21 protein-coding genes are annotated in these 22,790 nt (G+C 70.2%); 12 read left to right on the top strand and 9 right to left on the bottom strand.

Annotation, left to right across the window (positions count from 1 at the left end; genetic code table 11):
• Nucleotides 1–6 precede the first annotated feature (6 nt).
• Nucleotides 7–1,806, bottom strand: coding sequence for a 2-oxoglutarate dehydrogenase, E2 component, dihydrolipoamide succinyltransferase (gene sucB / locus JF781_RS11850; RefSeq protein ID WP_225330037.1), 1,800 nt, complete (start codon nucleotides 1,804–1,806; stop codon nucleotides 7–9).
• Between the two features lie 196 nt (nucleotides 1,807–2,002).
• Between sucB and JF781_RS11845 the strand changes: the two genes are divergently transcribed.
• On the top strand, nucleotides 2,003–3,781 hold the full coding sequence (locus JF781_RS11845; RefSeq protein WP_225330036.1) for an SDR family oxidoreductase: 1,779 nt from the start codon (nucleotides 2,003–2,005) through the stop codon (nucleotides 3,779–3,781).
• 5 nt (nucleotides 3,782–3,786) lie between these two features.
• Here the strand turns inward: JF781_RS11845 and JF781_RS11840 are convergent, their stop codons facing one another.
• Nucleotides 3,787–4,128, bottom strand: coding sequence for an aminopeptidase (locus JF781_RS11840; RefSeq protein ID WP_225330035.1), 342 nt, complete (start codon nucleotides 4,126–4,128; stop codon nucleotides 3,787–3,789).
• A 144-nt stretch (nucleotides 4,129–4,272) separates the two neighbouring features.
• On the opposite strand from JF781_RS11840, the gene JF781_RS11835 reads away from it, so the two are divergent.
• Both JF781_RS11835 and JF781_RS11830 read left to right on the top strand, forming a co-directional pair.
• A complete protein-coding gene (locus JF781_RS11835; protein ID WP_225330034.1) occupies nucleotides 4,273–4,722 on the top strand; it encodes an SRPBCC family protein in 450 nt (149 codons plus the stop codon).
• Nucleotides 4,719–6,314: an NAD(P)/FAD-dependent oxidoreductase gene (locus JF781_RS11830; RefSeq protein WP_225330033.1), complete on the top strand. Its 1,596-nt coding sequence runs from the start codon at nucleotides 4,719–4,721 to the stop codon at nucleotides 6,312–6,314. The genes JF781_RS11835 and JF781_RS11830 overlap by 4 nt, the downstream gene beginning before the upstream one ends.
• Nucleotides 6,315–6,327: 13 nt before the next feature.
• Here the strand turns inward: JF781_RS11830 and JF781_RS11825 are convergent, their stop codons facing one another.
• Nucleotides 6,328–7,887, bottom strand: a complete 1,560-nt coding sequence (locus tag JF781_RS11825) for a leucyl aminopeptidase (protein WP_225330032.1) — start codon at nucleotides 7,885–7,887, stop codon at nucleotides 6,328–6,330.
• A 50-nt stretch (nucleotides 7,888–7,937) separates the two neighbouring features.
• Here JF781_RS11825 and gcvT point away from each other — a divergent pair, with 50 nt between their 5' ends.
• Together gcvT and JF781_RS11815 are read left to right on the top strand one after the other, a co-directional pair.
• Nucleotides 7,938–9,041: a glycine cleavage system aminomethyltransferase GcvT gene (gene gcvT, locus JF781_RS11820; RefSeq protein ID WP_225330031.1), complete on the top strand. Its 1,104-nt coding sequence runs from the start codon at nucleotides 7,938–7,940 to the stop codon at nucleotides 9,039–9,041.
• Between the two features lie 55 nt (nucleotides 9,042–9,096).
• Complete coding sequence (locus JF781_RS11815; RefSeq protein ID WP_225330030.1) at nucleotides 9,097–10,203, top strand: branched-chain amino acid aminotransferase; 1,107 nt, start codon at nucleotides 9,097–9,099, stop codon at nucleotides 10,201–10,203.
• A gap of 75 nt (nucleotides 10,204–10,278) precedes the next feature.
• Here the strand turns inward: JF781_RS11815 and JF781_RS11810 are convergent, their stop codons facing one another.
• From JF781_RS11810 to JF781_RS11795, 4 genes are read right to left on the bottom strand one after another with little or no spacing between them, the layout of a single operon-like run.
• Entirely contained in the window at nucleotides 10,279–11,040 is a 762-nt protein-coding gene (locus JF781_RS11810; protein WP_225341170.1) for an adenosylcobinamide-GDP ribazoletransferase, read from the bottom strand.
• A complete protein-coding gene (cobT, locus tag JF781_RS11805) occupies nucleotides 11,037–12,101 on the bottom strand; it encodes a nicotinate-nucleotide--dimethylbenzimidazole phosphoribosyltransferase (RefSeq protein ID WP_225330285.1) in 1,065 nt (354 codons plus the stop codon). The genes JF781_RS11810 and cobT overlap by 4 nt, the downstream gene beginning before the upstream one ends.
• Complete coding sequence (locus JF781_RS11800) at nucleotides 12,098–12,634, bottom strand: bifunctional adenosylcobinamide kinase/adenosylcobinamide-phosphate guanylyltransferase (protein ID WP_225330272.1); 537 nt, start codon at nucleotides 12,632–12,634, stop codon at nucleotides 12,098–12,100. Before JF781_RS11800 ends, cobT begins: the two co-directional genes overlap by 4 nt.
• A 27-nt stretch (nucleotides 12,635–12,661) precedes the next feature.
• On the bottom strand, nucleotides 12,662–13,285 hold the full coding sequence (locus JF781_RS11795) for a DUF3043 domain-containing protein (protein ID WP_225330286.1): 624 nt from the start codon (nucleotides 13,283–13,285) through the stop codon (nucleotides 12,662–12,664).
• Between the two features lie 251 nt (nucleotides 13,286–13,536).
• Between JF781_RS11795 and JF781_RS11790 the strand changes: the two genes are divergently transcribed.
• Nucleotides 13,537–14,613, top strand: coding sequence for a glycerate kinase (locus JF781_RS11790; RefSeq protein WP_225330287.1), 1,077 nt, complete (start codon nucleotides 13,537–13,539; stop codon nucleotides 14,611–14,613).
• A 96-nt stretch (nucleotides 14,614–14,709) separates the two neighbouring features.
• A complete protein-coding gene (locus JF781_RS11785; protein ID WP_225330273.1) occupies nucleotides 14,710–15,066 on the top strand; it encodes an iron-sulfur cluster assembly accessory protein in 357 nt (118 codons plus the stop codon).
• 78 nt (nucleotides 15,067–15,144) lie between these two features.
• On the opposite strand, the gene JF781_RS11780 is transcribed toward JF781_RS11785, so the two are convergent.
• A complete protein-coding gene (locus JF781_RS11780; protein ID WP_225330274.1) occupies nucleotides 15,145–15,837 on the bottom strand; it encodes a hypothetical protein in 693 nt (230 codons plus the stop codon).
• A gap of 183 nt (nucleotides 15,838–16,020) precedes the next feature.
• Here JF781_RS11780 and JF781_RS11775 point away from each other — a divergent pair, with 183 nt between their 5' ends.
• On the top strand, nucleotides 16,021–16,995 hold the full coding sequence (locus JF781_RS11775; RefSeq protein ID WP_225330275.1) for a carbohydrate kinase family protein: 975 nt from the start codon (nucleotides 16,021–16,023) through the stop codon (nucleotides 16,993–16,995).
• 141 nt (nucleotides 16,996–17,136) lie between these two features.
• On the opposite strand, the gene asnB is transcribed toward JF781_RS11775, so the two are convergent.
• Nucleotides 17,137–19,104 carry an asparagine synthase (glutamine-hydrolyzing) gene (gene asnB / locus JF781_RS11770; protein ID WP_225330276.1) on the bottom strand — a complete coding sequence of 656 codons (1,968 nt, stop codon included), beginning with the start codon at nucleotides 19,102–19,104 and terminating at the stop codon, nucleotides 17,137–17,139.
• 145 nt (nucleotides 19,105–19,249) lie between these two features.
• Between asnB and JF781_RS11765 the strand changes: the two genes are divergently transcribed.
• The 4 genes from JF781_RS11765 to JF781_RS11750 all read left to right on the top strand — a co-directional run bounded on the left by JF781_RS11765 (nucleotide 19,250) and on the right by JF781_RS11750 (nucleotide 22,540).
• Nucleotides 19,250–20,344, top strand: coding sequence for a cytochrome c oxidase subunit II (locus tag JF781_RS11765; RefSeq protein ID WP_225330277.1), 1,095 nt, complete (start codon nucleotides 19,250–19,252; stop codon nucleotides 20,342–20,344).
• A 13-nt stretch (nucleotides 20,345–20,357) separates the two neighbouring features.
• On the top strand, nucleotides 20,358–20,777 hold the full coding sequence (locus tag JF781_RS11760; protein ID WP_067172677.1) for a cytochrome c oxidase subunit 4: 420 nt from the start codon (nucleotides 20,358–20,360) through the stop codon (nucleotides 20,775–20,777).
• 189 nt (nucleotides 20,778–20,966) lie between these two features.
• On the top strand, nucleotides 20,967–21,896 hold the full coding sequence (locus tag JF781_RS11755) for an MmpS family transport accessory protein (protein WP_225330278.1): 930 nt from the start codon (nucleotides 20,967–20,969) through the stop codon (nucleotides 21,894–21,896).
• A complete protein-coding gene (locus JF781_RS11750) occupies nucleotides 21,896–22,540 on the top strand; it encodes a DUF2561 family protein (protein WP_225330279.1) in 645 nt (214 codons plus the stop codon). Before JF781_RS11755 ends, JF781_RS11750 begins: the two co-directional genes overlap by 1 nt.
• The last annotated feature ends 250 nt before the right edge of the window (nucleotides 22,541–22,790 follow it).

The raw sequence follows: 22,790 nt of genomic DNA, 5'->3' as shown, positions 1-22,790 counted from the left end.
GTCCCCTCAGAGTCCGAGGTCGGCCTCGAACGCTCCCTCTTCGAGCCGGTGCTTGATGGTGGTCAGGAACCGCCCGGCGTCCGCGCCGTCGATGAGTCGGTGGTCATAGGTCAGCGGCAGGTAGCAGATCGAGCGGACCCCGATCGATTCGTTGCCGAACTCGTCGACGATCACTCGGGGGCGCTTGACGATGGCGCCGGTGCCCAGCATGGCGGCCTGCGGCGGAACCAGGATCGGGGTGTCGAACAGCGCGCCCTGGCTGCCGATGTTGGTGATCGTGAAGGTGCCCCCGGAGAGCTCGTCGGGCTTCAGATTGCCCGACCGGGCGCGCGCGGCGATGTCGGCGATCGCCCTGGCCAGCCCGGCCAGCGACAGGTCGCCCGCGTTGTGCACGACTGGGGAGAGCAGCCCCTGCTCGGTGTCGACCGCGAAGCCGAGGTGCTCGGCGTCGTAGTAGGTGATCTCCTTGGTTTCCTCGTTGTAGCTCGCGTTCACGTTCGGGTGGATCTTGAGCGCGTCGATCACCGCGCGGGCGATGAACGGCAAGAAGGTCAGGTTCACGCCTTCGCGTTCGGCGAACGCCGCCTTGGCCCTGGCCCGCAACCCGACCAGCCTGGTCATGTCGACCTCGTGGGTCTGGGTGAGTTGCGCTGTGGCCTGCAGGGATTCGCGCGTCTTGTTGGCCGTGATCTGGCGGATCCGGCTGGCCTTCTGGGTGGTGCCCCGCAGGTGCGCCAGCGCCGGCGCCGGCGCGGGAGCGGCCTTGCGGGCCTCGCCAGGAGCGGGGGCCGCGGGGGCCGGCGCCGCCGCGGGCTCCCGGTCGGCCTGCTGCTTGCGCTCGGCGGCGGCCAGCACGTCTTGCTTGCGGATGCGACCGCCCACCCCGGTGCCGGTGACCGACGTCAGGTCGATGTTGTTCTCGGCGGCCAGTTTTCGCACCAGCGGCGTGACATAGGGCGTGCCGTCGGTGCTGGAGTCCGGCGCCTGCGCCGGCGGCTGGGCCTGTGCCGGTTGGGCTTTCGGCTCGGGCTGAGCTTTCGGTTGCGGCGCGGGTGCCGGCGCGGCTTGCGGCTTCGGCTGCGCCTGGGGCTGGGGGGCGGGCTCGGGCTTCGGTTCGGCTTTGGGCGCGGGCGGCGGCTGCGGCGCGGCGGGGGCCGCCGGGACGGCGGCGTCGGAACCGGTGCCGATGCGGGCCAGCTCGCCGCCGACGGGCACGGTGGCGTCTTCCTCGGCGGTGATGCTGATCAGCACACCGGCCACCGGTGAGGGGATCTCGGTGTCCACCTTGTCGGTGGACACCTCGACGAGCGCGTCGTCGACCTGGACCGAATCGCCGACCTTCTTGAGCCAGCGGGTCACGGTGCCCTCGGCCACCGACTCACCGAGTTCGGGCATCAACACCGGGGTCGCGTCGCCGGCACCGGAGCTCTGCTGGGCCGGCTGGGGCTCCAGCTGGGCCTGAGCCTGGGGCTGCGGCTCGGGCTCGGGTTGCGCCTCGGGCTGGGCGGGGGGCGCCGATTGCGCCTGCGGCTCCGGCTGGCTCGGGGCCTGGGACCCGCCGCTCTCAGAACCGTCGCCGATCACGGCCAGCTCGCCGCCCACCTCGACGGTGTCGTCTTCCTGGGCGACGATCTTGGTCAGCACACCCGCGGCCGGCGACGGGATCTCGGTGTCCACCTTGTCGGTCGACACCTCGACGAGCGGCTCGTCGAGTTCAACCGTGTCGCCTTCCTGCTTGAGCCAGCGGGTGACCGTCCCCTCGGTGACGCTCTCACCGAGTGCCGGCATCTGGACGGAGAAGGCCATCTTTTTTGACTCCTCGATCGCTCGTGGGTCGGGGCGGGTCGTTCAGCTCGCGTGTGGAAGGCGAAGTCGCAATCCAAAACTATCCTGTCACTGCGGCTTCGTCGGCACACATCCAGGGCAGACACCGCGCGCTGGCCGGGTGACCCCGATCACGCTTGCTACGGTGTGGCCACTGCAGCCAGAGCGGGGAGGTCCGATGCCGCCATCACAACAACGACCCCAGCATTTCGTCGACAGCGCGGACGGCGCGCGCATCGCCGTCTACGAAGAGGGCAACCCCGAGGGCCCGACGGTGGTACTGGTGCACGGCTTTCCCGACTCGCACGTGCTGTGGGACGGCGTGGTGCCGCTGCTGGCCGAACGGTTCCGGATCATCCGCTACGACAACCGCGGCGTCGGGCTGTCCTCGGCGCCCAAGCCCGTGTCGGCCTACAGCATGGACCGCTTCGCCGACGACTTCGCCGCGGTGACCGGCGAGCTGAGCCCGGGCGGGCCCGTGCACGTGCTGGCCCACGACTGGGGCTCGGTGGGGGTGTGGCACTACCTCAAGCGCCCCGGCGCCGACGACCGGGTCGCCACGTTCACGTCGGTCTCCGGACCCGCCCAGGACCAGCTGGTCGACTACATCTTCACCGGCCTGCGGGCGCCCTGGCGCCCCCGCACCTTCGTCCGGGCGATCAGCCAGGCGCTGCGGTTCACGTACATGCTGCTGTTCTCGATCCCGGTGCTGGCCCCGTTGTTCCTGCGGCTGACGCTGTCGATCCCGGCGCTGCGGCGCAACGCGGTCGACAACATTCCCGTCGAGCAGATCCATCATTCCGACAAGCTCGCGCGAGACGCCGCCCAGTCGGTGAAAACGTATCCCGCCAACTACTTTCGCTCGTTCTCCGGCCGCAAGGAGGGCGTCGCCGTCATCGACGTGCCGGTGCAGCTGATCGTCAACACCAAGGACAAGTACGTGCGGCCGTACGGATACGACCACACCCCGCGCTTCGTGCCGCGGCTGTGGCGCCGCGACATCCGCGCCGGTCACTTCTCCCCGATGTCGCACCCGCAGGTGATGGCGGCGGCGGTGCACGACTTCGCCGACCTGACCGAGGGCAAGCAGCCCAGCCGCGCGCTGCTGCGCGCGCAGGTGGGGCGCCCCCGCGGAGCGTTCGGTGACACCCTCGTGTCGGTCACCGGCGCCGGCAGCGGGATCGGGCGCGAGACCGCGTTCGCGTTCGCGCGGGAAGGCGCCGAGCTGGTCATCAGCGATATCGACGAAGCCGCCGTCAAGGCCACCGCCGCCGAGATCGCCACCCGGGGCGGGGTCGCGCACGCCTACGTGCTCGACGTGTCCGACGCCCACGCGGTGGAGGCGTTCGCCGAGCGGGTCAGCGCCGCGCACGGCGTTCCCGACATCGTCGTCAACAACGCCGGCGTCGGGCAGGCGGGCGGATTCCTCGACACCCCGGCCGAGCAGTTCGACCGGGTGCTCGACGTCAACCTCGGCGGGGTGGTGAACGGCTGCCGCTCCTTCGGGCGGCGACTGGTGGAGCGCGGCACCGGCGGCTACATCGTCAACGTGTCGTCGATGGCCGCCTACGCGCCGCTGCAGTCGCTGAGCGCCTACTGCACGTCGAAGGCGGCCAGCTACATGTTTTCGGACTGCCTGCGCGCCGAACTCGACGCCGCCGGCGTCGGCCTGACCACGATCTGCCCCGGCGTCATCGACACGAACATCATCAAGACCACCCGGTTCGACGCGCCCGCCGGAAAGCTGGCCGAGGCCGTCGACGGGCGGCGCGGGCAGCTGGGCAAGATGTTCGCGCTGCGGCGCTACGGCCCCGACAAGGTCGCCGACGCGATCCTGTCGTCGGTCAAGAAGAAGAAGCCGATCCGCCCTGTCGCGCCGGAAGCCTATGCGCTGTACGGGCTTTCGCGTGTGGCGCCGCAGGGCTTGCGTAACGCCGCGCGGATGCGGGTGATCTGAAACGACTACGGGCCCGCGGTCGTCCCGCGGCGTCCGGTCAACAACGTCGCGCCGATCGCGATGACCCCGAGCACCGCCAGCGGTATGGACCACGCCCGGCGGCCACCCACCGACGACTGGCACTGCGCGACAAAGTCGGTGTGCGGGACGATCTGGTTGAGGATCGGGATGTTAGCCCCATTGCTGTTGTTCGCGCTGCGGGCCGCGGACAGATCGGTCACCACGGCGTTCCCGCACCCCACCGAATGGCCGTTGCTGTCGGACACCGACACCGGCGCCAACAGCCCGATGATTCCGGCCAACAACAGCACGGCGCCCACACCGATGATCAACCGTCGCACCGTCATAGTTCGCCTTTCGCCATTCCTGCCGGGGATTACGACCGCTAGGGAGATTAACCCCGGCGCACCGCCGGTAAACCCGGCGTCGGCGGATACAGCGCCCGGTTCGTGGGTATCCCGCCGCGGTAGCCGAGAGGGAAAGGACGTGTGGTGATCACTCCAACGCGAGAGGTGCCCGTCCCGCGCGAACGGGTGTGGGAGGTGCTTGCGCAAGGCTGGACCTACACCCAATGGGTGGTGGGCAACAGTCGCATGCGGGCCGTGGATCCCAACTGGCCGGAGGCCGGCTCCTCGATCAGGCATTCAATTGGAATCTGGCCCTTGGTGATCAACGACGCGACGATCGTGGAGGAGAGCGAACCGCCGCACAAGCTGGTGCTCTGTGCGCGCCTGGGGCCGATGGGTGCCGCGCGGATCACGATGCTGCTGCACGAGACGGCGCAGGGGTGCCGGGTCGAAATGATCGAGGTGCCCGTCGAAGGCCCGATGGCGCTCGTTCCCGATTCGGTCGCGTTGGCCGCGGCCTACCCGCGTAACAAGGAGTGCCTGTCGCGCCTGGCGGCATTGGCGGAACGTCTGGAGCCGAGCCAGGTGAAGTGATCGTGCGGGACACCGCCGACGCGGTCGTCATCGGGGCCGGGCACCACGGGCTGGTCGCCGCCTCGATGCTGGCCGACGCGGGGTGGGACGTGCTGGTGCTGGAGGCCCAGCCGGAACCCGGCGGCGCGGTGCGCAGCGCCGAGCTGACGCCGGGCTACATCACCGACCTGTTCAGCTCGTACTACCCGATGACGGTGGCCTCGCCCGCGATGGCCGCGCTGCAGCTCGAGGACCACGGCCTGCGGTGGTCACACGCGCCGGCGGTGGTGGGCCATCCCCGCAGCGGCGCCGACGACGACCCGCCCATCATCTACCGCGACCCGGCGCGCACCGCCGCGGAATTCGCACGCCGCGAGCCCGCCGACGGCGAAAACTGGTGGCGTGTCGTGAAGTTGTGGGAGCGCATCAAGTCCCCACTGCTCGACGCCATGCTGGCGCCCTTCCCGCCCGTGCGGCCGCTGCTGCGGCTGCTGACCGAACTCGGCACGTCGGAAGCGATCCGGTTGGCGCGCCTGCTGGTGCAGCCCGCCAACACGATGGTGAGCGAGCTGTTCGCCGGCGAGGCGCCGCGAGTCTTGTTGCTGGGCAACGCCATGCACGCCGACGTGCCGCCCGACGCGCCCATCAGCGGCGCCATGGGATTCCTGATGACCATGCTCGCCCAGGATTGCGGCTGGCCCGTGCCCGTCGGGGGTTCCGGCGAGCTGACGGCCGCCCTGGTCAACCGTGCCCGCTCCGCGGGCGCGCGAATCGAGTGCAACGAGAACGTATCTCGCATCGAGGTGCGGGGCGGGCGGGCGGTCGGGGTGACGACGGCCGGGGGGCGCACCGTGCGGGCGCGCCGGGCGGTCGTGGCCGACGTGACGGCACCGCGACTGTTCTGCGACATGCTGCCCGCTGACGCGGTGCCGCCCAAGGTGCGGCGCGACCTTGAGCACTTCGTGTGGGATCCGCCGGTGGTCAAGGTGAACTACGCGCTGCGCGAACCGGTTCCGTGGCGGGCGCAACGGCTGCGCGGGGTGGGCACCGTCCACCTGGGGGCCGACGGCGACGGGCTGGTGCGCTGGATGGCCGACCTGAACACCAAGACGGTGCCCGAGCATCCGTTCATGTTGTTGGGGCAGACCACCACCGCCGACCCGACCCGGTCGCCGGCGGGCACCGAAAGCGTATGGGCCTACACGCATTTGCCGCGCAATGTCGCCGACGACGCGTCGGCCGAGCGGCTCGCCGCATCGGTGGACCGGGTCATCGAGGAGCATGCGCCCGGCTTCGGCGCGGCGGTGATCGACCGGTTCGTGCAACGCCCGTCGGACCTGGAGGCCAGCGACGCCAACCTGCATTTGGGCGCGCTCAACGGCGGCACCGCGCAGCTGCAGCAGATGCTGATCTTTCGTCCCGTCGCCGGGATGGGCCGGGCCGAAACCCCGGTCCAGGGGCTGTATCTGGGCAGCGCCTCGGCGACCCCGGGTGGTTCCGTGCACGGCGCCTGCGGGCGCAACGCGGCCAACGCCGCGCTGGCCGCCGACGGGGTCACCGGCTGGCCGCGCCGCACGATGCGGCGGGCCGTCTTCTCGTTGCTGACGAAGTAGCCTCAGCCGTTCGCTAGCCGTTTTCGCAGATGTCTTCGAGCACCGCGAACATGGTGCGGACCGGCACGCCGGTGGCGCCCTTGGGCGAATACCCCCACGGGCCGCCGGTGTTGTAGGCCGGGCCGGCCACGTCGATGTGCGCCCAGCCCACACCGTCGGCGACGAACTCGCGCAGGAACACCCCGGCGACCAGCATGCCGGCGAAGCGTTGCCCGCTGATGTTCGACAGGTCGGCGACCGTGGACTTCAGGTCTTCCTTGAGTTCGTCGGGCAGCGGCATCGGCCAACCGTTTTCGCCCACGCGCTGCGAGATCGCGGCGACCCGGTCGCGGAACTCGTCGCTGCCCATCACGCCCGGGATCCGGCTGCCCAGCGCCACCGTCTGCGCGCCGGTCAGCGTCGACGTCTCGATCAGGTAGTCCGGGTTGTCCTCGCATGCGCGCACGATGGCGTCGGCCAAGATCAGCCGGCCCTCGGCGTCGGTGTTCTGCACCTCGACGGTGATGCCGCCGTACTGCGTCAGCACGTCACCCGGGCGCTGCGCCGTCGCCGACGGCATGTTCTCGGCCATCGGGACGGTCGCGATCACGTCGATGGGCAGCTGCAGCTGCGCGGCCAGCGTGACGGTCGCGATGACCGCGGCGGCCCCGCCCATATCCGAGGTCATGTGGTGCATCCCGGCCGCCGGCTTGATCGAGATGCCGCCCGTGTCGAACGTCACGCCCTTGCCCACCAGGGCGACTCGCTTCGCCTGCTTGGATCTCTTGGCCAGCTTCGAACCTCGGTGGGTCAGCCGCACCAGCCGCGGCGGCCGAGACGAACCCTGGCCGACGCCGATGATCCCGCCGTAGCCGCCGTTGCGTAGCGCCTTGTCGTCGAGCACCTCGACCTCGAGGCCGGCCGATTCCCCCAAAGCCCTTGCGCGCTTGGCGAATTCGTCAGGAAACAGGTGACTCGGCGGGGTGTTGACGAAGTCGCGGGCGGTGGCGACCGCGGTCGCGACCGCGGCACCGTGCGCGGCGTCCCTCTTGGCGTCCTTGGCCCCTTTAGTTTCCGAGGCGAGCACCGTGATCTTGCCCAGCCCTTTGTCTTTGGGAGCGGTCTTGGGGCTGCGGAAGTCGGTGAACCGGTAGCTGCCCAGGATCAGGCCCTCGACGGCGGCCGAGGCGACGCCCTCGCCGGGCAGCTCGCCCAACGTGGTGATGACGGCCGCGGTGGTGCCGAGTGACCGCGCGGCCACACCGGCGGCGCGGCGGATCGTGTCGGCCGGCCACTCGGGCCGCGGCTTGCCCAGACCGATCGTCAGCACGCTGGACACCGGCAGCGATCCCACCACCAGCCGGTGCACCTGGTCGGCGCCACCGGTGGCCTCCAGCGCGCGCAGCCCGGACTCGATCTCGGCGACCGCATCCGAGGACAGGAACGGCCCGGCCTCGGTTACGGCCGCGCCCGGCTTGTCATCGTCGCCGGTCGAGACGACGGGCACGATCAGCACGGTCGACGCGGCGGCGCGCCGGGGCAGCGAGGAGGCGACAGTGACAACGGGGGAGGCGTAACCGGGTTCTGTGCTCATCCGCATCACCCTAACGGGCCGCCCGTCGCGGCCCCTTAGGGTGAAGAGTCGTGAGCAACGAAGCCGACCTTCTGCACGGACCGTTAGAAGACCGTCACCGCGACCTGGGTGCCAGCTTCGCCGAATTCAGCGGCTGGCTGATGCCGGTGTCGTATGCGGGCACGGTCAGCGAGCACAACGCGACGCGCAACGCGGTCGGCCTCTTCGACGTCAGCCACCTGGGCAAGGCGTCGGTGCGCGGGCCGGGCGCCGCGCGGTTCGTCAACGCCGCGCTCACCAACGACGTCAACCGGATCGGGCCCGGCAAGGCTCAATACACCCTGTGCTGCACCGAATCCGGCGGAGTCGTCGACGATTTGATTGCCTACTACGTCGACGACGACGAGATCTTTCTGGTGCCCAACGCCGCCAACACCGCCGCCGTGGTCGAGGCGCTGCAGGCGGCCGCGCCACCCGAACTGACCATCACCAACCTGCATCGCTCCTATGCGGTGCTGGCGGTGCAGGGGCCGCGATCGGCCGACGTGCTCGGCGAGCTGGGCCTGCCCACCGACATGGATTACATGGCCTACGCCGACACCGAGTTTTCAGGCGTGCCGGTGCGGGTCTGCCGCACCGGCTACACCGGCGAGCACGGCTACGAGCTGCTGCCGCCGTGGGAGTCCGCCGGGGTGGTGTTCGACGCCCTGGCCGCCGCGGTCCGCGCCGCCGGCGGCGAGCCGGCCGGCCTGGGCGCCCGCGACACGCTGCGCACCGAGATGGGCTACCCGTTGCACGGGCACGAACTGTCGCTGGACATTTCCCCGCTGCAGGCCCGCTGCGGCTGGGCGATCGGCTGGAAGAAGGACGCGTTCTTCGGCCGCGACGCCCTGCGGGCCGAGAAGGAGGCCGGGCCGCGGCGGCTGCTGCGCGGGCTGCGGATGGTCGGCCGTGGCGTGCTGCGCGCCGGGCAGACGGTGCTGGCCGGCGACACCCCCGTCGGGGTGACCACCTCGGGCACCTTCTCCCCGTCGCTGCAGGCCGGCATCGCGCTCGCGCTCATCGACACCGACGCCGGGGTCGAGGACGGCCAGGAGATCACCGTCGACGTCCGCGGCCGTCCCGCCGCCTGCGAGGTGGTGCGCCCGCCGTTCGTCGCGGTGAAAACCCGCTAGCCGCGCCGCCTGCGCGGGCGAAATCCGATTCGGCAGGCGGATATACAATCAGCGGATGACCAGTGGCTCCCTCGAGTTCACGGTTTCGCGCTCGACACGTCCGGCGACCGACACCGAACGCGAAACCATCCTGGCCGAGCCGGGTTTCGGCAAATACTTCACCGACCACATGGTGTCGATCGAGTACGACGACGGCCGGGGCTGGCACGACGCGCGTGTCGTCCCCTACGGCCCGATCGAGTTGGACCCGTCGTCGATCGTGCTGCACTACGCGCAGGAAATATTCGAGGGCCTCAAGGCGTATCGCTGGGCGGACGGCTCGATCGTCTCGTTTCGCGCCGAGGCCAACGCCGCCCGCCTGCAGTCGTCGGCGCGGCGGCTGGCGATTCCCGAACTGCCCCAAGAGCTGTTCATGGAATCGCTGCGCCAGCTCATCGCCGTCGACAACGCCTGGGTCCCGGCCGCCGGCGGGGAAGAGGCGCTGTATCTGCGGCCGTTCGTCATCGCCACCGAGCCCGGGCTGGGTGTGCGGCCGTCCCGGCAATACCGCTACCTGCTGATCGCCTCGCCGGCGGGTGCCTACTTCAAGGGCGGCATCAGCCCCGTCACGGTCTGGGTGTCGACCGAGTACGTGCGGGCCAGCCCCGGCGGCACCGGCGCGGCCAAGTTCGGCGGTAACTACGCCGCCTCGCTGTCCGCCCAGGCCGAGGCCGCGGCCAACGACTGCGACCAGGTGGTGTGGCTGGACGCCGTCGAGCGGCGCTTCGTCGAAGAGATGGGCGGGATGAACATCTTCTTCGTGTTCGGCAGCGGCGGGTCGGCGCGGCTGGTCACCCCGGAGCTGTCCGGCTCGCTGCTGCCCGGGATCACGCGGAACTCGTTGCTGCAGTTGGCCATTGACGCCGGATTCTCCGTCGAGGAACGCAAGATCGATATCGACGAGTGGCAGAAGAAGGCGGGCGCCGGCGAGATCACCGAGGTGTTCGCCTGCGGCACCGCCGCGGTCATCACACCCGTCGCGCACGTGAAGTACGGCGACGCCGAGTTCACCATCGCCGACGGCCAGCCCGGTGAGGTGACGATGGCGTTGCGCGACACGCTGACCGGGATTCAGCGGGGCACCTTCGCCGACACCCACGGCTGGATGGCCCGGCTCGGGTAGGCGGCCCTGCCGCCAACGTGACTGCACAGTCACGGTCGGCGCCGAACGTGACCGCACAGTCACGTTCGCGGCGCGCTACAACCGGACCAGGCCCGCCAGCGCCACCGCGCACACCGTCGTCGTCAACTCGATCGCGGCGCCCAGCACGTCGCCGGTGATGCCGCCGAAGCGGCGCGCGCAGTGCCGCACCAGCACCGCGCCGCAGCCCAGGCCCAGCAGCACGGCGACCGGCCCCTGCCACGGCCGCGGCCCGGCCGCCAGCGAAATCGCAAGCAGCACCGCGACCCAGGCCGTCACCACCACCGTCGGCTGACTCCCGGCGACCGCGGCGCCCAGCGCGCTGCCCTCGGCCGCCGGCATCGAGCGGTGACCGGCCAGCACTGCGGCGACCCGCCCGGCGGCCACCGCCACGACAATCGCGACGGCGCCGTGCACCGCGTCGCGCGCTCCCAGCGCCGAGAACGCCAGCCCCTGCAGCAGCACCACCACGACGACGGCGGCCACCCCGAACGGCCCGGTCGATCCCTCGCGCATCACGGCCAGCGCGCGCTGCGGCGGCCCGTAGCAGCCCAGGCCGTCGGCGGTGTCGGCGACGCCGTCGATGTGCAGGCCGCGGGTGAGCAGCAGCAGTGCCGCGACCGCGAGCAGTCCGGGCAGCGGGCTGGACCGCCCGAAGGCCAGCTCCCCACCCCAGGTGACGGCGGCGGCCAGCGCCCCCAGGGCCGCGCCCACCACCGGCAGCGCCGTCATGGCGCCGCGGCCCATCGGCGCGGCCCGGGCACCGGGGACGGGCAGCACCGTCCCGAACGCGAAAGCCGTTGCCAGCGAACGGATCACGGCGGGGGAGGGGGCGGCTCGGGGCGGTTGGACACGCCGGCCTCGGTGAACGTCGCCATCGATGACAGGGCGGCCACCGCGGCACGCAGGACCGGCAGCGCCAGCGCGGCGCCGGTTCCCTCGCCCAGCCGCATGCGCAGGTCGAGGATCGGGTCCAAATCCAGTGCCGTCAGCGCCAACGCGTGACCCGGCTCGGTGGACCGGTGACCGGCCTGCCACCACATGCGAGCGCCGGGAGCCAGGTGCTCGGCCACCAGCGCCGCCGCCGTCACCGCCATGCCGTCGAGCAGCAGCGGCGTGCGCCGGACGGCGGCCTGTGCGCAGAAGCCCGCCATCGCGGCCAGATCCGCGCCGCCCGCGCAGCGCAGCAGCGCGACCGGATCCGGCAGCACCTGGCGCGCGCGGAACAGGGCGTCACGCACCGCGGCGGTCTTGCGTCCCCACCCCGCGTCGTCGATCCCCGTGCCGAAGCCCACCACCACGACGGGCTCGGCGTTGGTCAACGCGGCCACCAAAACCGTTGCGGCCGTGGTGTTTCCGATGCCCATGTCGCCGGCGATCAGCAGGTCCGCTCCCGCGTCGACCTCCTCGTCGGCGATGGCCGCGCCGGCCGCGAGCGCCCGCGCGGTCTCGTCGTCGCTCAACGCGTCCTGCACGGTGATGTCGCCGCTGCCGCGGCGCACCTTGTGGGCGCCGATTTGCGGGCTCAGCGGGTCGGCGTCGACCGCCAGATCCGCGACACGCACGCTGGCCCCGGCGATGCCGGTCAGCGCATTGATCGCGGCCCCGCCGGCATCGATGTTGGCGACCATCTGGGCGGTCACCTCCGGCGGGTACGCCGACACCCCCGACCGGGCGACACCGTGGTCACCGGCGAACACCACCACCCGGGCGCGCTCGAATTGCCTTGGCGGGCATTGCCCCTGGCACGACGCGATCCACACCGACAGGTCCTCGAGGCGGCCCAGCGCGCCGCGGGGCTTGGTGAGGGTGTCCTGGCGGGCGCGGGCGGCGGCGGCGACGCCCGCGTCGGGCGGCGACACGGGGGCGAATTCCATCAGGCCCCCGACGGCTTGATCGGCACCGGCTGCCCGGCCACCACCAGCACCACCCGATCGCACACCCGGGCCAGGCACTGGTTGAGGCTGCCGAGCTCGTCGGCGAATCGGCGCCCGGACGCGGTGGCCGGCACGACGGTCAGCCCGACTTCGGGGCTGACCAGCACCAGGGTCGAGGCGAAGGCGCCGACCGCGCACAGCACGTCATCCACCGACGCCGCCACCGAGCCGCCCTCCCATGCGTTGTCGCGGTCCATCGCGGCGGTCAGCCAGGTGCCGAGGTCGTCGACCAGGGTGGGCGTGTGCGGGCATTCGCGCAATTGCGTTGCGATGTCCTGGGTTTCGATCGTCGACCAATGCGCGGGGCGGCGGGCGCGGTGCCGGGCGATCCGCTGTGCCCAGGCCGTGTCGTCGTCACCGGCGGGCCCCGGGGCCAGGTAATGAACCGGCCGGCCGGGCGGCAATCCCGCGGCGATGGCCTCCTCCGCCCACCGTGATTTGCCCGACCTGATCCCGCCGAGCACCAGGGTGCGCACCGGCGTCAGCCGGCCTTCAGGCGAGGGTCAGTCGACACTGGCGCCATGCTTGACTTGCGGCCGCGGCGCCCGCAGCCGGCGCATCTGGGAGGCGCGGCCGGCGGCGTAAAGGCCCAGCTTCCAACGGCTTTCGGTGTTGTTGGGGAACTTCGTGTCGACCAGCTTGCTGACTTTGCGGCCCAGGATCAGGCCGTCGACGCTCATCACCGCCATCAGCGCCAGCATCGCCGGAGACACCCAGAGCTGCAGCTGGGGGACGCCGAACATGGCGAACATCAAGAACAGGGTCGACGGCATGAACAGGCCCAACAGGTTGCGCCGGGAATCCACCACATCACGCACGTAGCGCCGGATCGGGCCCTGGTCGCGCGGCAGCAGGTAGCCCTCTTCGCCGGCCATCATGCGATTGCGGCGCTCCGACATGCGCGCGCGGTTCGCGGTCTTGTCGGCGCGGCGCTCCTCGCGGCTGAGCTTGGGACCGGCCAGCGATTTGCGCCGGGCCCGCGCCTCCGCTGAGGTCATGGGTGCGGGCGCGACGGGGCCCTTCTTCGCGTTGCGCCGGGCCTCGTTGCGTTTGGGCGTGGGGCGCCCCTTGGGCCCGGTCCGGCGGGGTGTGTCATCCGCGGCGCCAGCAACGTCGGAGGCGGCCAACGCGGCGACGCTGTCGTCGAGGTCGGTGTCCTGGCCCTTCTTGCGGCCCAAAAGCTTCACAGGGGCCAGGTTACTTCGCGGACGCCGCGCGCCGGAATTCGCCTGGAATGCCTTGCTATTAGACCTGCGTTAGTGCCTCACTTGGCCCTAGTCTTACACGTGATGAACGGCTGCCTTTGATGGACGACGGGTCGATGGCCTCGGATGATGCTGCCCCCGGCCTGGCCCCCGGCCGTCTTCAGCTACCCGCGATGCAAGTCCTGGTGGCCCCGGACTGTTACGCCGACAGCATGTCGGCCCTGGAAGCCTCCGCCGCCATCGCGACCGGCTGGACCCGGTCGCGTCCGGGCGACCGGTTCATCGTCGCGCCGCAGTCCGACGGCGGGCCGGGCTTCGTCGAGGTGCTGGCCAGCAGGCTGGGGGAGATGCGCCGGCTGCGGGTATCGGGGCCGCTAAAAGCCATGGTGGAGGCCGAATGGGTCTTCGACCCCGGGTCGGCGACCGCCTACCTGGAGTGCGCCCAGGCCTGCGGCCTGACGCTGATCGGCGGGCGGCCCACCCCGGAGACCGCCATGGCCGCCCACAGCAAAGGCGTGGGCCAACTGATCGCCGAGGCGCTGCGGGTGGGGGCGACGCGGATCGTCGTCGGATTGGGCGGCAGCGCGTGCACCGACGGCGGCCAGGGCATGATCGCCGAGCTGGGCGGCCTGGACACCGCGCGCCGCCAGCTGGGCAACGTGGAGCTGATCGCCGCGTCCGACACCGAGTACCCCCTGCTGGGCCCGTGGGGAGCGGCGCGGGTGTTCGGGCCGCAGAAGGGCGCCGACACGGCCACCGTCGCGGCGCTGGAAGTTCGGCTGCAGGCGTGGGCGCTCATCTTGGAAGCGGTGGCCGGACGCGACGTGAGCGCCGAGCCGGGCGCGGGGGCCGCCGGCGGCATCGGCGCCGGGCTGCTCGCCCTGGGCGGGCGGTGTGAGTCCGGGGCCGCCATCATCGCCGAACACACCCGGCTGTCCGACGACCTCGACACGGCGGAGTTGATCGTCACCGGCGAGGGCCGCTTCGACGAGCAGTCCCTGCACGGGAAGGTGGTGGGCTTTCTGGCCGACGCGGCCCGGCCGCGGGGGATCCCGGTGGTGGTGCTGGCCGGCCAGGTCGATCTGGACAACGCGACGGTGCGCTCGTCGGGCATCATGGCCGCGTTGTCCATCGCCGAACACGCCGGATCGGTGCGACTGGCGCAGGCCGACGCGGCCAATCAGCTCATGGGTCTGGCCTCCGTTGTGGCGGCGCGACTCGGGAATAGCGGTCCTGCAAGGTACCGTTGATGGTGTGGACTTTCCGGCAGTCCGGGCCGCTCGGCGCAAGTCGGCGGTGCCGGGCATGATCGGTCCCACTCAACAATGAGGCATGTAGGAGAAGCAATGACGGTGCAAAACGAGGCGAACGCCAAGACCCACGGCGTGATCTTGACTGAGGCCGCCGCCACCAAGGCCAAGTCGCTGCTGGACCAGGAGGGTCGCGACGACCTGGCGCTGCGCATCGCGGTCCAGCCGGGTGGGTGCGCTGGGCTGCGCTACAACCTCTTCTTCGACGACCGGTCGCTGGATGGCGACCTGATCGCGGAGTTCGGTGGTGTGACCCTGACGGTGGACCGGATGAGCGCGCCCTACGTCGACGGCGCGTCCATCGACTTCGTGGACACCATCGAAAAGCAGGGGTTCACCATCGACAACCCCAACGCCGGCGGGTCCTGCGCCTGCGGCGACTCGTTCAACTGACCTCACCGCGAGACTGCAACTGGCGACGCATTCCTCGAGTAGGGTCGTCGGCAGTTGCAGTCTCGCGGCGAGCGAAACTCAGTACGAGCCCCCGGTGCGCAGCACGTACGAGCACACCATGATCTGGCCGCGCTGGAAAAGCAGCTGCGCGATGCCCTGCACCGGCCCGCGCATCGGGCCGCCGCTCACCGGCGAGACCCGCATGGTGAACAACGCCTGAGCCTGGTACTGCGACAGGTACACGATCTTGTCGATCGAGGTGATCTCCACCTCGGAGAACTGCTTGCGGAACGCGTCGCTGCTGAGCTTGGCCAGCGCCTGATCGGATCGCTTGTCCTGGACGGCGTCGTAGAGGCCGCACAGCGCGTTGCGGGCGATCTCGTTGACGTCGCGGTGCTCGAGCGCGTCCAGGTACCCCTGGATCGCCGTCTTCGCCGTGGCCTCGGAGAACGTGGTGCCGGTGTTGGCCCCGTTGGTGCGCACCCCGTACACGATGGCCAGGGTCAGTACCGCAACGAGCGCGATGGCCAGCGCCACGCCGACGATCAGCCGCCGCTTGGAGCGTGGCGGCGGGTACGGCGCCGGCCCGGTTGGCGGCCCGGCATAATTGGCCGACGGGGGTCCTGCCTGCGGAGCCGGGGTGAAGCCCGGGCCGGCGGCGTTGGGGTCATCGGGGAACTCGAGTGGCTGGGAATCGCCGGGGCGCTCATGTCCGCTCGGTCCGCCGCTGCCGCCGCCGACAGGGTGGTTCGGCGAGTGCGGGCCTGCCATCGTGGTTCTCCTACGGTGGTAGACGGGACTGCAAGCGGGTTGCGGCCCAAGCATTGTGATCCCGGCGACTTGAGTGAGTTCCCTAGGGAGGCTAGCGCAGACCTCGCGGCGACCGTGCACGCGACGACGGTCCTGGGCGCGTGAGTAAGCTAGATAACCTTACTAACGAAGGGTGGAGATTTCGTGACGATCGCGGTGACAGGTTCGATTGCGACCGACAATCTGATGCGGTTCCCCGGCCGGTTTTCCGAGCACCTGCTGGCCGAGCACCTCCAGAAGGTGTCCCTGAGCTTCCTGGTCGACGACTTGGTGATTCACCGCGGCGGCGTGGCGGGCAACATCGCCTTCGCCATCGGTGTGCTGGGCGGCGACGTGGCGCTGGTCGGCGCGGCCGGTGACGATTTCGGCGAGTACCGCGACTGGCTGCAGAGCCACGGCGTCAACTGCGACCACGTGCTGATCTCGAAGACCGCGCACACCGCGCGCTTCGTGTGCACCACCGACGAGGACATGGCCCAGATCGCGTCGTTCTATCCCGGCGCCATGTCCGAGGCCCGCAACATCAAGCTCGCCGACGTCGCGTCGTCCGTGGGCAAACCCGACCTGGTGATCATCGGCGCCAACGACCCGGACGCGATGGTGGTGCACACCGAGGAGTGCCGCAAGCTCGGCCTGCCGTTCGCCGCCGACCCGTCCCAGCAGCTGCCCCGCCTGTCCGGCGAAGAGATCGACAAGCTGATCGACGGCGCCGCCTACCTGTTCACCAACGACTACGAGTGGGAGCTGCTGCTCTCCAAGACCGGCTGGTCAGAGGCCGACGTCCAGAAGAAGGTGGACCTGCGGGTGACGACGCTCGGCGCCAAGGGCGTCGACATCGTCGAGCGCGACGGGACCACCACCCACGTCGGCGTGGTCCCCGAGACCAGCCAGACCGACCCCACCGGCGTCGGCGACGCGTTCCGGGCCGGCTTCCTCACCGGGCGTAGCGCCGGGCTGAACCTCGAACGGTCGGCGCAGCTGGGCTCGCTGGTGGCCGTGCTGGTGCTGGAGTCGACCGGAACCCAGGAGTGGGCGTGGGACCGCGAGGCCGCCAAGACGCGGTTGGCCGACGCCTACGGCGACGAGGCGGCCGCCGAGATCGCCGGAGTGCTGGGCTGACGCCATTTCTCGCCCGGGCCGCCTTGAGTGTGAACTCACGGCGTCGCGTGTGAGCTGACGGCGGCGACACGCCGACAAGCCGCGCCCAGGGTTCACGATGAAAGCCCAGGATTCACACTCGAACCCCGGGCCGGGCCGGCCCTAGAGCTGGACCGGATACAGCGGCTCGCTGATCTGCGGCACCACGCTGTGCTCGACGAAGATCGCGTGCCAGAGCATGAAGATCAGCAGCGTCCACAGCCTGCGGCTGTGATCGCCGGCGCCGCTGCGGTGCTCGTCGAGCATCCGGCGCACGGCGTCCAGGTCGACAAACTCGACCACCGAACTGGCCTGCGACGACGCCACCAACTCGTAGGCCCACTCGAGCAGCTCGCCCGCGCGCAGCCAGTGCCGGATCGGCACCGGGAACCCCAGCTTGGGCCGATGCAGCACGTGCGCGGGGACGATCGGCTCCAGCGCGCGGCGCAGCGCGTACTTGGTGGTCGTGCGGGTGATCTTGGCCTCCACGGGCAACCGGGACGCCACGGCGAACACCTCGGGATCCAGGAACGGCACCCGAAGCTCCAGCGAGTTGGCCATGGTCATCTTGTCGGCCTTCACCAGGATGTCGCCGCGCAGCCAGGTGAACAGGTCGATGTGCTGCATGCGGGCCACCGGGTCCCAGCCCGCCGATTCGGCGTACAGCGGCGCGGTCACGTCGGTGTGGGTCCACTCCGGGCGGAAGCCGGCCAGCACGTCGCGCAGCTGCGCGTCGGAGAAGCTGCGGGCGTTGCCGTAGTAACGCTCCTCGAGCGTCAGCGAGCCGCGGTGCAGCAGGCTCTTGCCCCGCATGCCCTCCGGCAGCGGCCGCGACACCTTGCCCATCGACCGCCGCAGCGGCCTGGGCAGATAGTCGAAGGGCTTCAGCGACAACGGCTCCCGGTAGATCGTGTAGCCGCCGAACAACTCGTCGGCGCCCTCGCCGGACAACACCACCTTGACGTGCTTGCGGGCCTCGCGGGCCACGAAGAACAGCGGCACCAGCGCCGGGTCGGCGACCGGCTCGTCGAGGTACCAGACGATCTCGGGCAGGGCGGCGACGAACTCGTCCGGCGTGACCACCTTGGCGATGTGGCGCGCGCCGATCGCCTCCGCCGAGGCCACCGCGACGTCGATCTCGGAGAATCCCTCCCGCTCGAAGCCGGTGGTGAAGGTGATCAGCCGCGGGTTGTGCCGGATGGCCAGCGCCGCGATGGCCGTGGAGTCGATCCCCCCGGAGAGGAATGACCCGACGGTGACGTCGGCGCGCATGTGCTTGGCCACCGAGTCCTCGAGCACCGCGGTGATCTCGTCGTACCGGGCCCGCTCGCTGCCGCGGACGATCGGGGTGGCGGCGAACCGCGGCGCGAAGTACCGGGTGACCTCCGGTTGCAGGCGGTCGGGACGAATCCTCGCGTAGCAGCCCGATTCCAGCCGGCGCACCCCGCGGTGCAACGTCTCGGGCTCGGGCACGTACTGCAAGACGGTGTAGTGCTGCACCGCCCGGTCATCGATGCCCGTGTCGAAGCCGACCAACCCGGCCAGATCCAGCAGACACTTTTTCTCGCTGGCCACGGCGGTGCCGCCGGCGCCGGTCGCCATGAACAGTGGCTTGATGCCGAAAGGGTCCCGGGCGCAAAACAATTCGCGGGTGGTGGTGTCCCACAGCGCGAAGGCGAACATGCCGCGTAACCGGGTCAAGACATCGGTGCCCCAGTAGTGGTAGCCGGCGACGACGGCCTCGCCGTCGCCGTCGGTGGCGAAGACGGCGCCATGCTGGGTGGCCAGTTCGTCGCGCAGCTCCAGGTAGTTGTAGATCTCGCCGTTGAACACCAGCACGTAGCGGTCGGGCGCCTCCGGCGGCCCCCAGCGCAGCGGCTGGTGCGAATGCGCGATGTCGATGATGGACAGCCGGTTGAAGCCGAACACGACCGAGCCGTCGGTGTCCGGGTCCACCCAGGTGCCCGGCTCGTCGGGCCCGCGGTGGCGCATCGAATGCGACGCGCGCGCGATCGCATCGTCGGCGCGGGCCGCGGCCGCCTCCTTGTCCCCGTCCTCGGGGGCGGCAACGAACGCCAGCAGACCACACACGGCGCCCCAGTATGCCGCACTTCGCGACCGCTCGTGGACGTCGGACCCGGCACGTCGCGTGACTGGCGGGCCGGGGTTTCGTCGCCCGGCTCAGGCGCGTGGTCTACGCTGCGTAGTATTCGATATCCGAGCAGGAGGCGCCAACGTGACCCCTCGCGAGCAGGACCGTTCGCAACCTTTGTCGCAGGGTAGGTTTCAGCGCCGTCCTGGAGGCTCTGCCACGGGTCTTTCCCGCCGTCTGCGGCCGCTGGCGCTGGCCGTGACGCTGGGTGTGCTCGCGATGTTCCTGAGCGGATGCAGCAGCTGGGCCGACGCGCTGGCCCTGGGCTGGCCGAGGGGCATCACGCCGCAGGCGCACCTGAACCGGGAGCTGTGGATCGGCGCGGTGATCGCCTCGCTGGTCGTCGGCGTCATCGTCTACGGCCTGATCTTCTGGTCCTCGGCGTTCCATCGCAAAAAGGCGACCGACACCGAGCTGCCCCGCCAATTCGGCTACAACATGCCCTTGGAGCTGGCGCTCACGGTGACGCCGTTCCTCATCATCTCGGTGCTGTTCTACTTCACCGTCGTGGTGCAGGAAAAGATGCTGCACATCGCCAAGGATCCCGAAGTGGTGATCGACGTCACGGCCTTCCAGTGGAACTGGAAGTTCGGGTATCAGCGCGTCGCGTTCAAAGACGGCACGCTGACCTACGACGGTGCGGACCCGGCCCGGAAGAAGGCGATGGTGTCCAAGCCGGAAGGCAAGGACGCACACGGCGAAGAGCTGGTCGGCCCCGTCCGCGGCCTCAACACCTCGGACCGTACCTACCTGAACTTCGACAAGGTCGAGACGCTGGGAACCAGCGACGAGATCCCGGTGCTGGTGCTGCCGACCGGCAAGCGCATCGAATTCGATCTGGCGTCCGCCGACGTCGTCCACACCTTCTGGGTTCCGGAGTTCTTGTTCAAACGCGACGTCATCCCGAACGCCGACGCGAACAACTCCGTGCACGTCTTCCAGGTCGAAGAGATCAACACCCCGGGGGCGTTCGTGGGCCACTGCGCCGAGTTCTGTGGCACCTATCACTCGATGATGAACTTCGAGGTTCGCGTGGTGTCGCCCAACGACTTCAAGGCCTATCTACAGCAGCGGATGGACGGCAAGAGCAACGCCGCGGCGCTGCAGGCGATCGGACAACCTCCGGCCGCGGTTACCACGCACCCGTTCGACAGCCGCCGTGGCCAGCTGAGCCAGTAGGTTAGGAAACCAAATGCATATCGAAGCCAGGCTATTCGAGTTCATCGCCGGGTTCTTCTTTGTGGTTGCGGTGCTCTACGGGGTTTTGACCGCGCTGTTCGCCACCGGAGGGGAGGAGTGGGCGGGCACCACCGCGCTGGCGCTGACCGGCGGCCTGGCGCTGATCGTGGCCACCTTCTTCCGGTTCGTGGCGCGGCGGCTCGACACCCGGCCCGAGGACTACGAAGGCGCCGAGATCAGCGACGGAGCAGGGGAATTGGGCTTCTTCAGCCCGCACAGCTGGTGGCCGATCCTGATCGCGCTGTCGGGCTCGGTGGTGGCGGTGGGCATTGGGCTGTGGCTGCCGTGGCTGATCTTCGCCGGGGTGATGTTCGTCCTGACGTCGGTGGCCGGACTGGTCTTCGAGTACTACCTGGGTCCTGAGAAGCACTGATTCGCGGCATAAAGGTCACAATCCGATCACGTGATCGCTTGCGCTGTTCGCCACGGCGGCTCTGCCCGTTTTCGGTTCGGTAGTGTTTCGCCCAGGCAATGAGAAGTTTCCCAGCGCGCCCGGCAACGAGGTGACCGCGGAGTTTTACGCGCAGGTGATGCAGTCGAACAGGGTAGGCAAAGGGCAGAAATGAGCGGGTCGAAACCCCCGGGATGGGAACCTGACGAACCCGATCCTGTCGACCCGATCAGCCACCACCCCGACGCCGGTGACGAGCCCGCTGACGCCGGGGAGCCCGGCGCGGACCACGACGTCGAGGGCGCGGCAGAACCCTTCGAGGACAGCGCCGAACTGCCCGCCGCCGACCAGACCGACGCATATTCGCGTGCTTACTCGGCTCCGGAGTCCGAGCACTTCACCAGCGGCCCCTACCTGCCCGCCGATCTGGGGCTCTACGACTACGAGGACTACGAAGAAGCCGAGGACGACGACGAACGCAGCACCGCGCGCTGGCCATGGGTGGTGGGGATCGCCGCGATCGTGGCCGCGATCGCACTCGTCGTGTCGGTGTCGTTGTTGTTCGCCCGCACCGACACCACCAAGCTGGCCAACCCGAACACCACCACCGCCCCGTCCACGCCGCCGATGCAGGACGAGATCACGACCACCAAACCGCCCCCGCCGCCGCCCCCACCCACGACCGAACCGCCACCGCCCCCGACAGCAACGGAGACCCAGACTGTGACGGTGACGCCTTCTCCGGCACCGGCGCCCCCGCCCGCACCCGCCCCGGCGCCGCCGGCGACCTCCACGGCGGCAGCGCCTCCGCCGCCCACGACACCCACCGGGCCGCGGCAAGTCACCTACTCGGTGACCGGCACCAAGGCCCCGGGCGACATCATCTCGGTGACCTACGTCGACGCGTCCGGGCGGCGGCGCACCCAGCACAACGTGTACATCCCCTGGTCGATGACCGTCACCCCGATCTCGCAATCGGACGTGGGCTCGGTGGAGGCCTCCAGCCTGTTCCGGGTCAGCAGGCTCAACTGCTCGATCACGACCAGCGACGGAACCGTGCTGTCGTCGAACAGCAACGACTCGCCGCAGACGAGCTGCTGATGGTCAGCAAGTATTCGGCGTATCGCCGCGGGATGGGCGACGACACCATCGCGCCCGAGGTGATCGACCGCATCCTGCTCGGCGCCTGCGCCGCCGTCTACCTGGTGTTGCTGGGCGTCAGCGTGGCGGCGGCCGTCGCACTCACCGACCTGGGCAGGGGCTTTCACAAATCGGCCAGCAGCCCCCACACGACCTGGGTGTTGTACGCGGTCATCATCGTTTCCGCGCTGATCATCGCGGGCGCGATCCCAATACTGTTGCGGGCCCGGCGGATGTCTCAGTCCGAGCCGGCCGCCCGGGCCATGACCGCGCCGAACCGGCCGCCGGTGCGCCTGATGTCTCAGGCGCCGCGCACGTCGGCCGAGCGGGCGCGGCAGGCCACGGTGCAGGCGACGCCGCAGAAAACGGACGCGGAGTGGTCAGGCGAGACGGTCGACCGAGTCTGGTTGCGCGGCACGGTCATACTGACCGGCACCATGGGTGCGGCGCTGATCGCGGTCGCGACGGCGACCTACCTGATGGCGGTCGGCCACGACGGCGCGTCCTGGGTGTCGTATGTGTTCGCCGGCGCCATCACCGCCGCGATGCCGGCGGTCGAGTGGCTGCATATCCGGCAGCTGCGCCGCGTGATCGCCGAGCGCTGACGCGTATCGCCGCCTAGCGCAGAGGGTTTCGTCGGCATCGGGCTTCGCACGCTCCTAAGCGATATCTCGCGGGGGAGCGCAGGCGCGGCGGGTCCGCGCGCGGCCACTCAACTCGACGACTCGATACCGCCGCCGACACGTAGATCATCGGCACATAAAGCAATGCGACGACACGCCGTGCGTCGTCGCAATGCCTGATGTCTCGCGCGCTTGTGGCCGATTGCGGGGTGCTGGATTGCCCGGCTCCCGC

The organism is Mycobacterium sp. WUMAC-067 (genome assembly GCF_020217485.1).
GTDB lineage: Bacteria > Actinomycetota > Actinomycetes > Mycobacteriales > Mycobacteriaceae > Mycobacterium.
The sequence above is the reverse complement of the archived record's forward strand: the minus strand, read 5'-3'. Positions and strand labels throughout refer to the sequence as shown.

What these genes read in the sequence shown, in the direction of transcription:
- sucB (WP_225330037.1), bottom strand. Translation starts at nt 1,806, where the DNA reads ATGGCCTTCTCCGTCCAGATGCCGGCACTCGGTGAGAGCGTCACCGAG.
- JF781_RS11845 (WP_225330036.1), top strand. Translation starts at nt 2,003, where the DNA reads ATGCCGCCATCACAACAACGACCCCAGCATTTCGTCGACAGCGCGGAC.
- JF781_RS11840 (WP_225330035.1), bottom strand. Translation starts at nt 4,128, where the DNA reads ATGACGGTGCGACGGTTGATCATCGGTGTGGGCGCCGTGCTGTTGTTG.
- JF781_RS11825 (WP_225330032.1), bottom strand. Translation starts at nt 7,887, where the DNA reads ATGAGCACAGAACCCGGTTACGCCTCCCCCGTTGTCACTGTCGCCTCC.
- JF781_RS11815 (WP_225330030.1), top strand. Translation starts at nt 9,097, where the DNA reads ATGACCAGTGGCTCCCTCGAGTTCACGGTTTCGCGCTCGACACGTCCG.
- JF781_RS11790 (WP_225330287.1), top strand. Translation starts at nt 13,537, where the DNA reads ATGCAAGTCCTGGTGGCCCCGGACTGTTACGCCGACAGCATGTCGGCC.
- JF781_RS11785 (WP_225330273.1), top strand. Translation starts at nt 14,710, where the DNA reads ATGACGGTGCAAAACGAGGCGAACGCCAAGACCCACGGCGTGATCTTG.
- JF781_RS11780 (WP_225330274.1), bottom strand. Translation starts at nt 15,837, where the DNA reads ATGGCAGGCCCGCACTCGCCGAACCACCCTGTCGGCGGCGGCAGCGGC.
- JF781_RS11760 (WP_067172677.1), top strand. Translation starts at nt 20,358, where the DNA reads ATGCATATCGAAGCCAGGCTATTCGAGTTCATCGCCGGGTTCTTCTTT.
- JF781_RS11755 (WP_225330278.1), top strand. Translation starts at nt 20,967, where the DNA reads ATGAGCGGGTCGAAACCCCCGGGATGGGAACCTGACGAACCCGATCCT.
- JF781_RS11750 (WP_225330279.1), top strand. Translation starts at nt 21,896, where the DNA reads ATGGTCAGCAAGTATTCGGCGTATCGCCGCGGGATGGGCGACGACACC.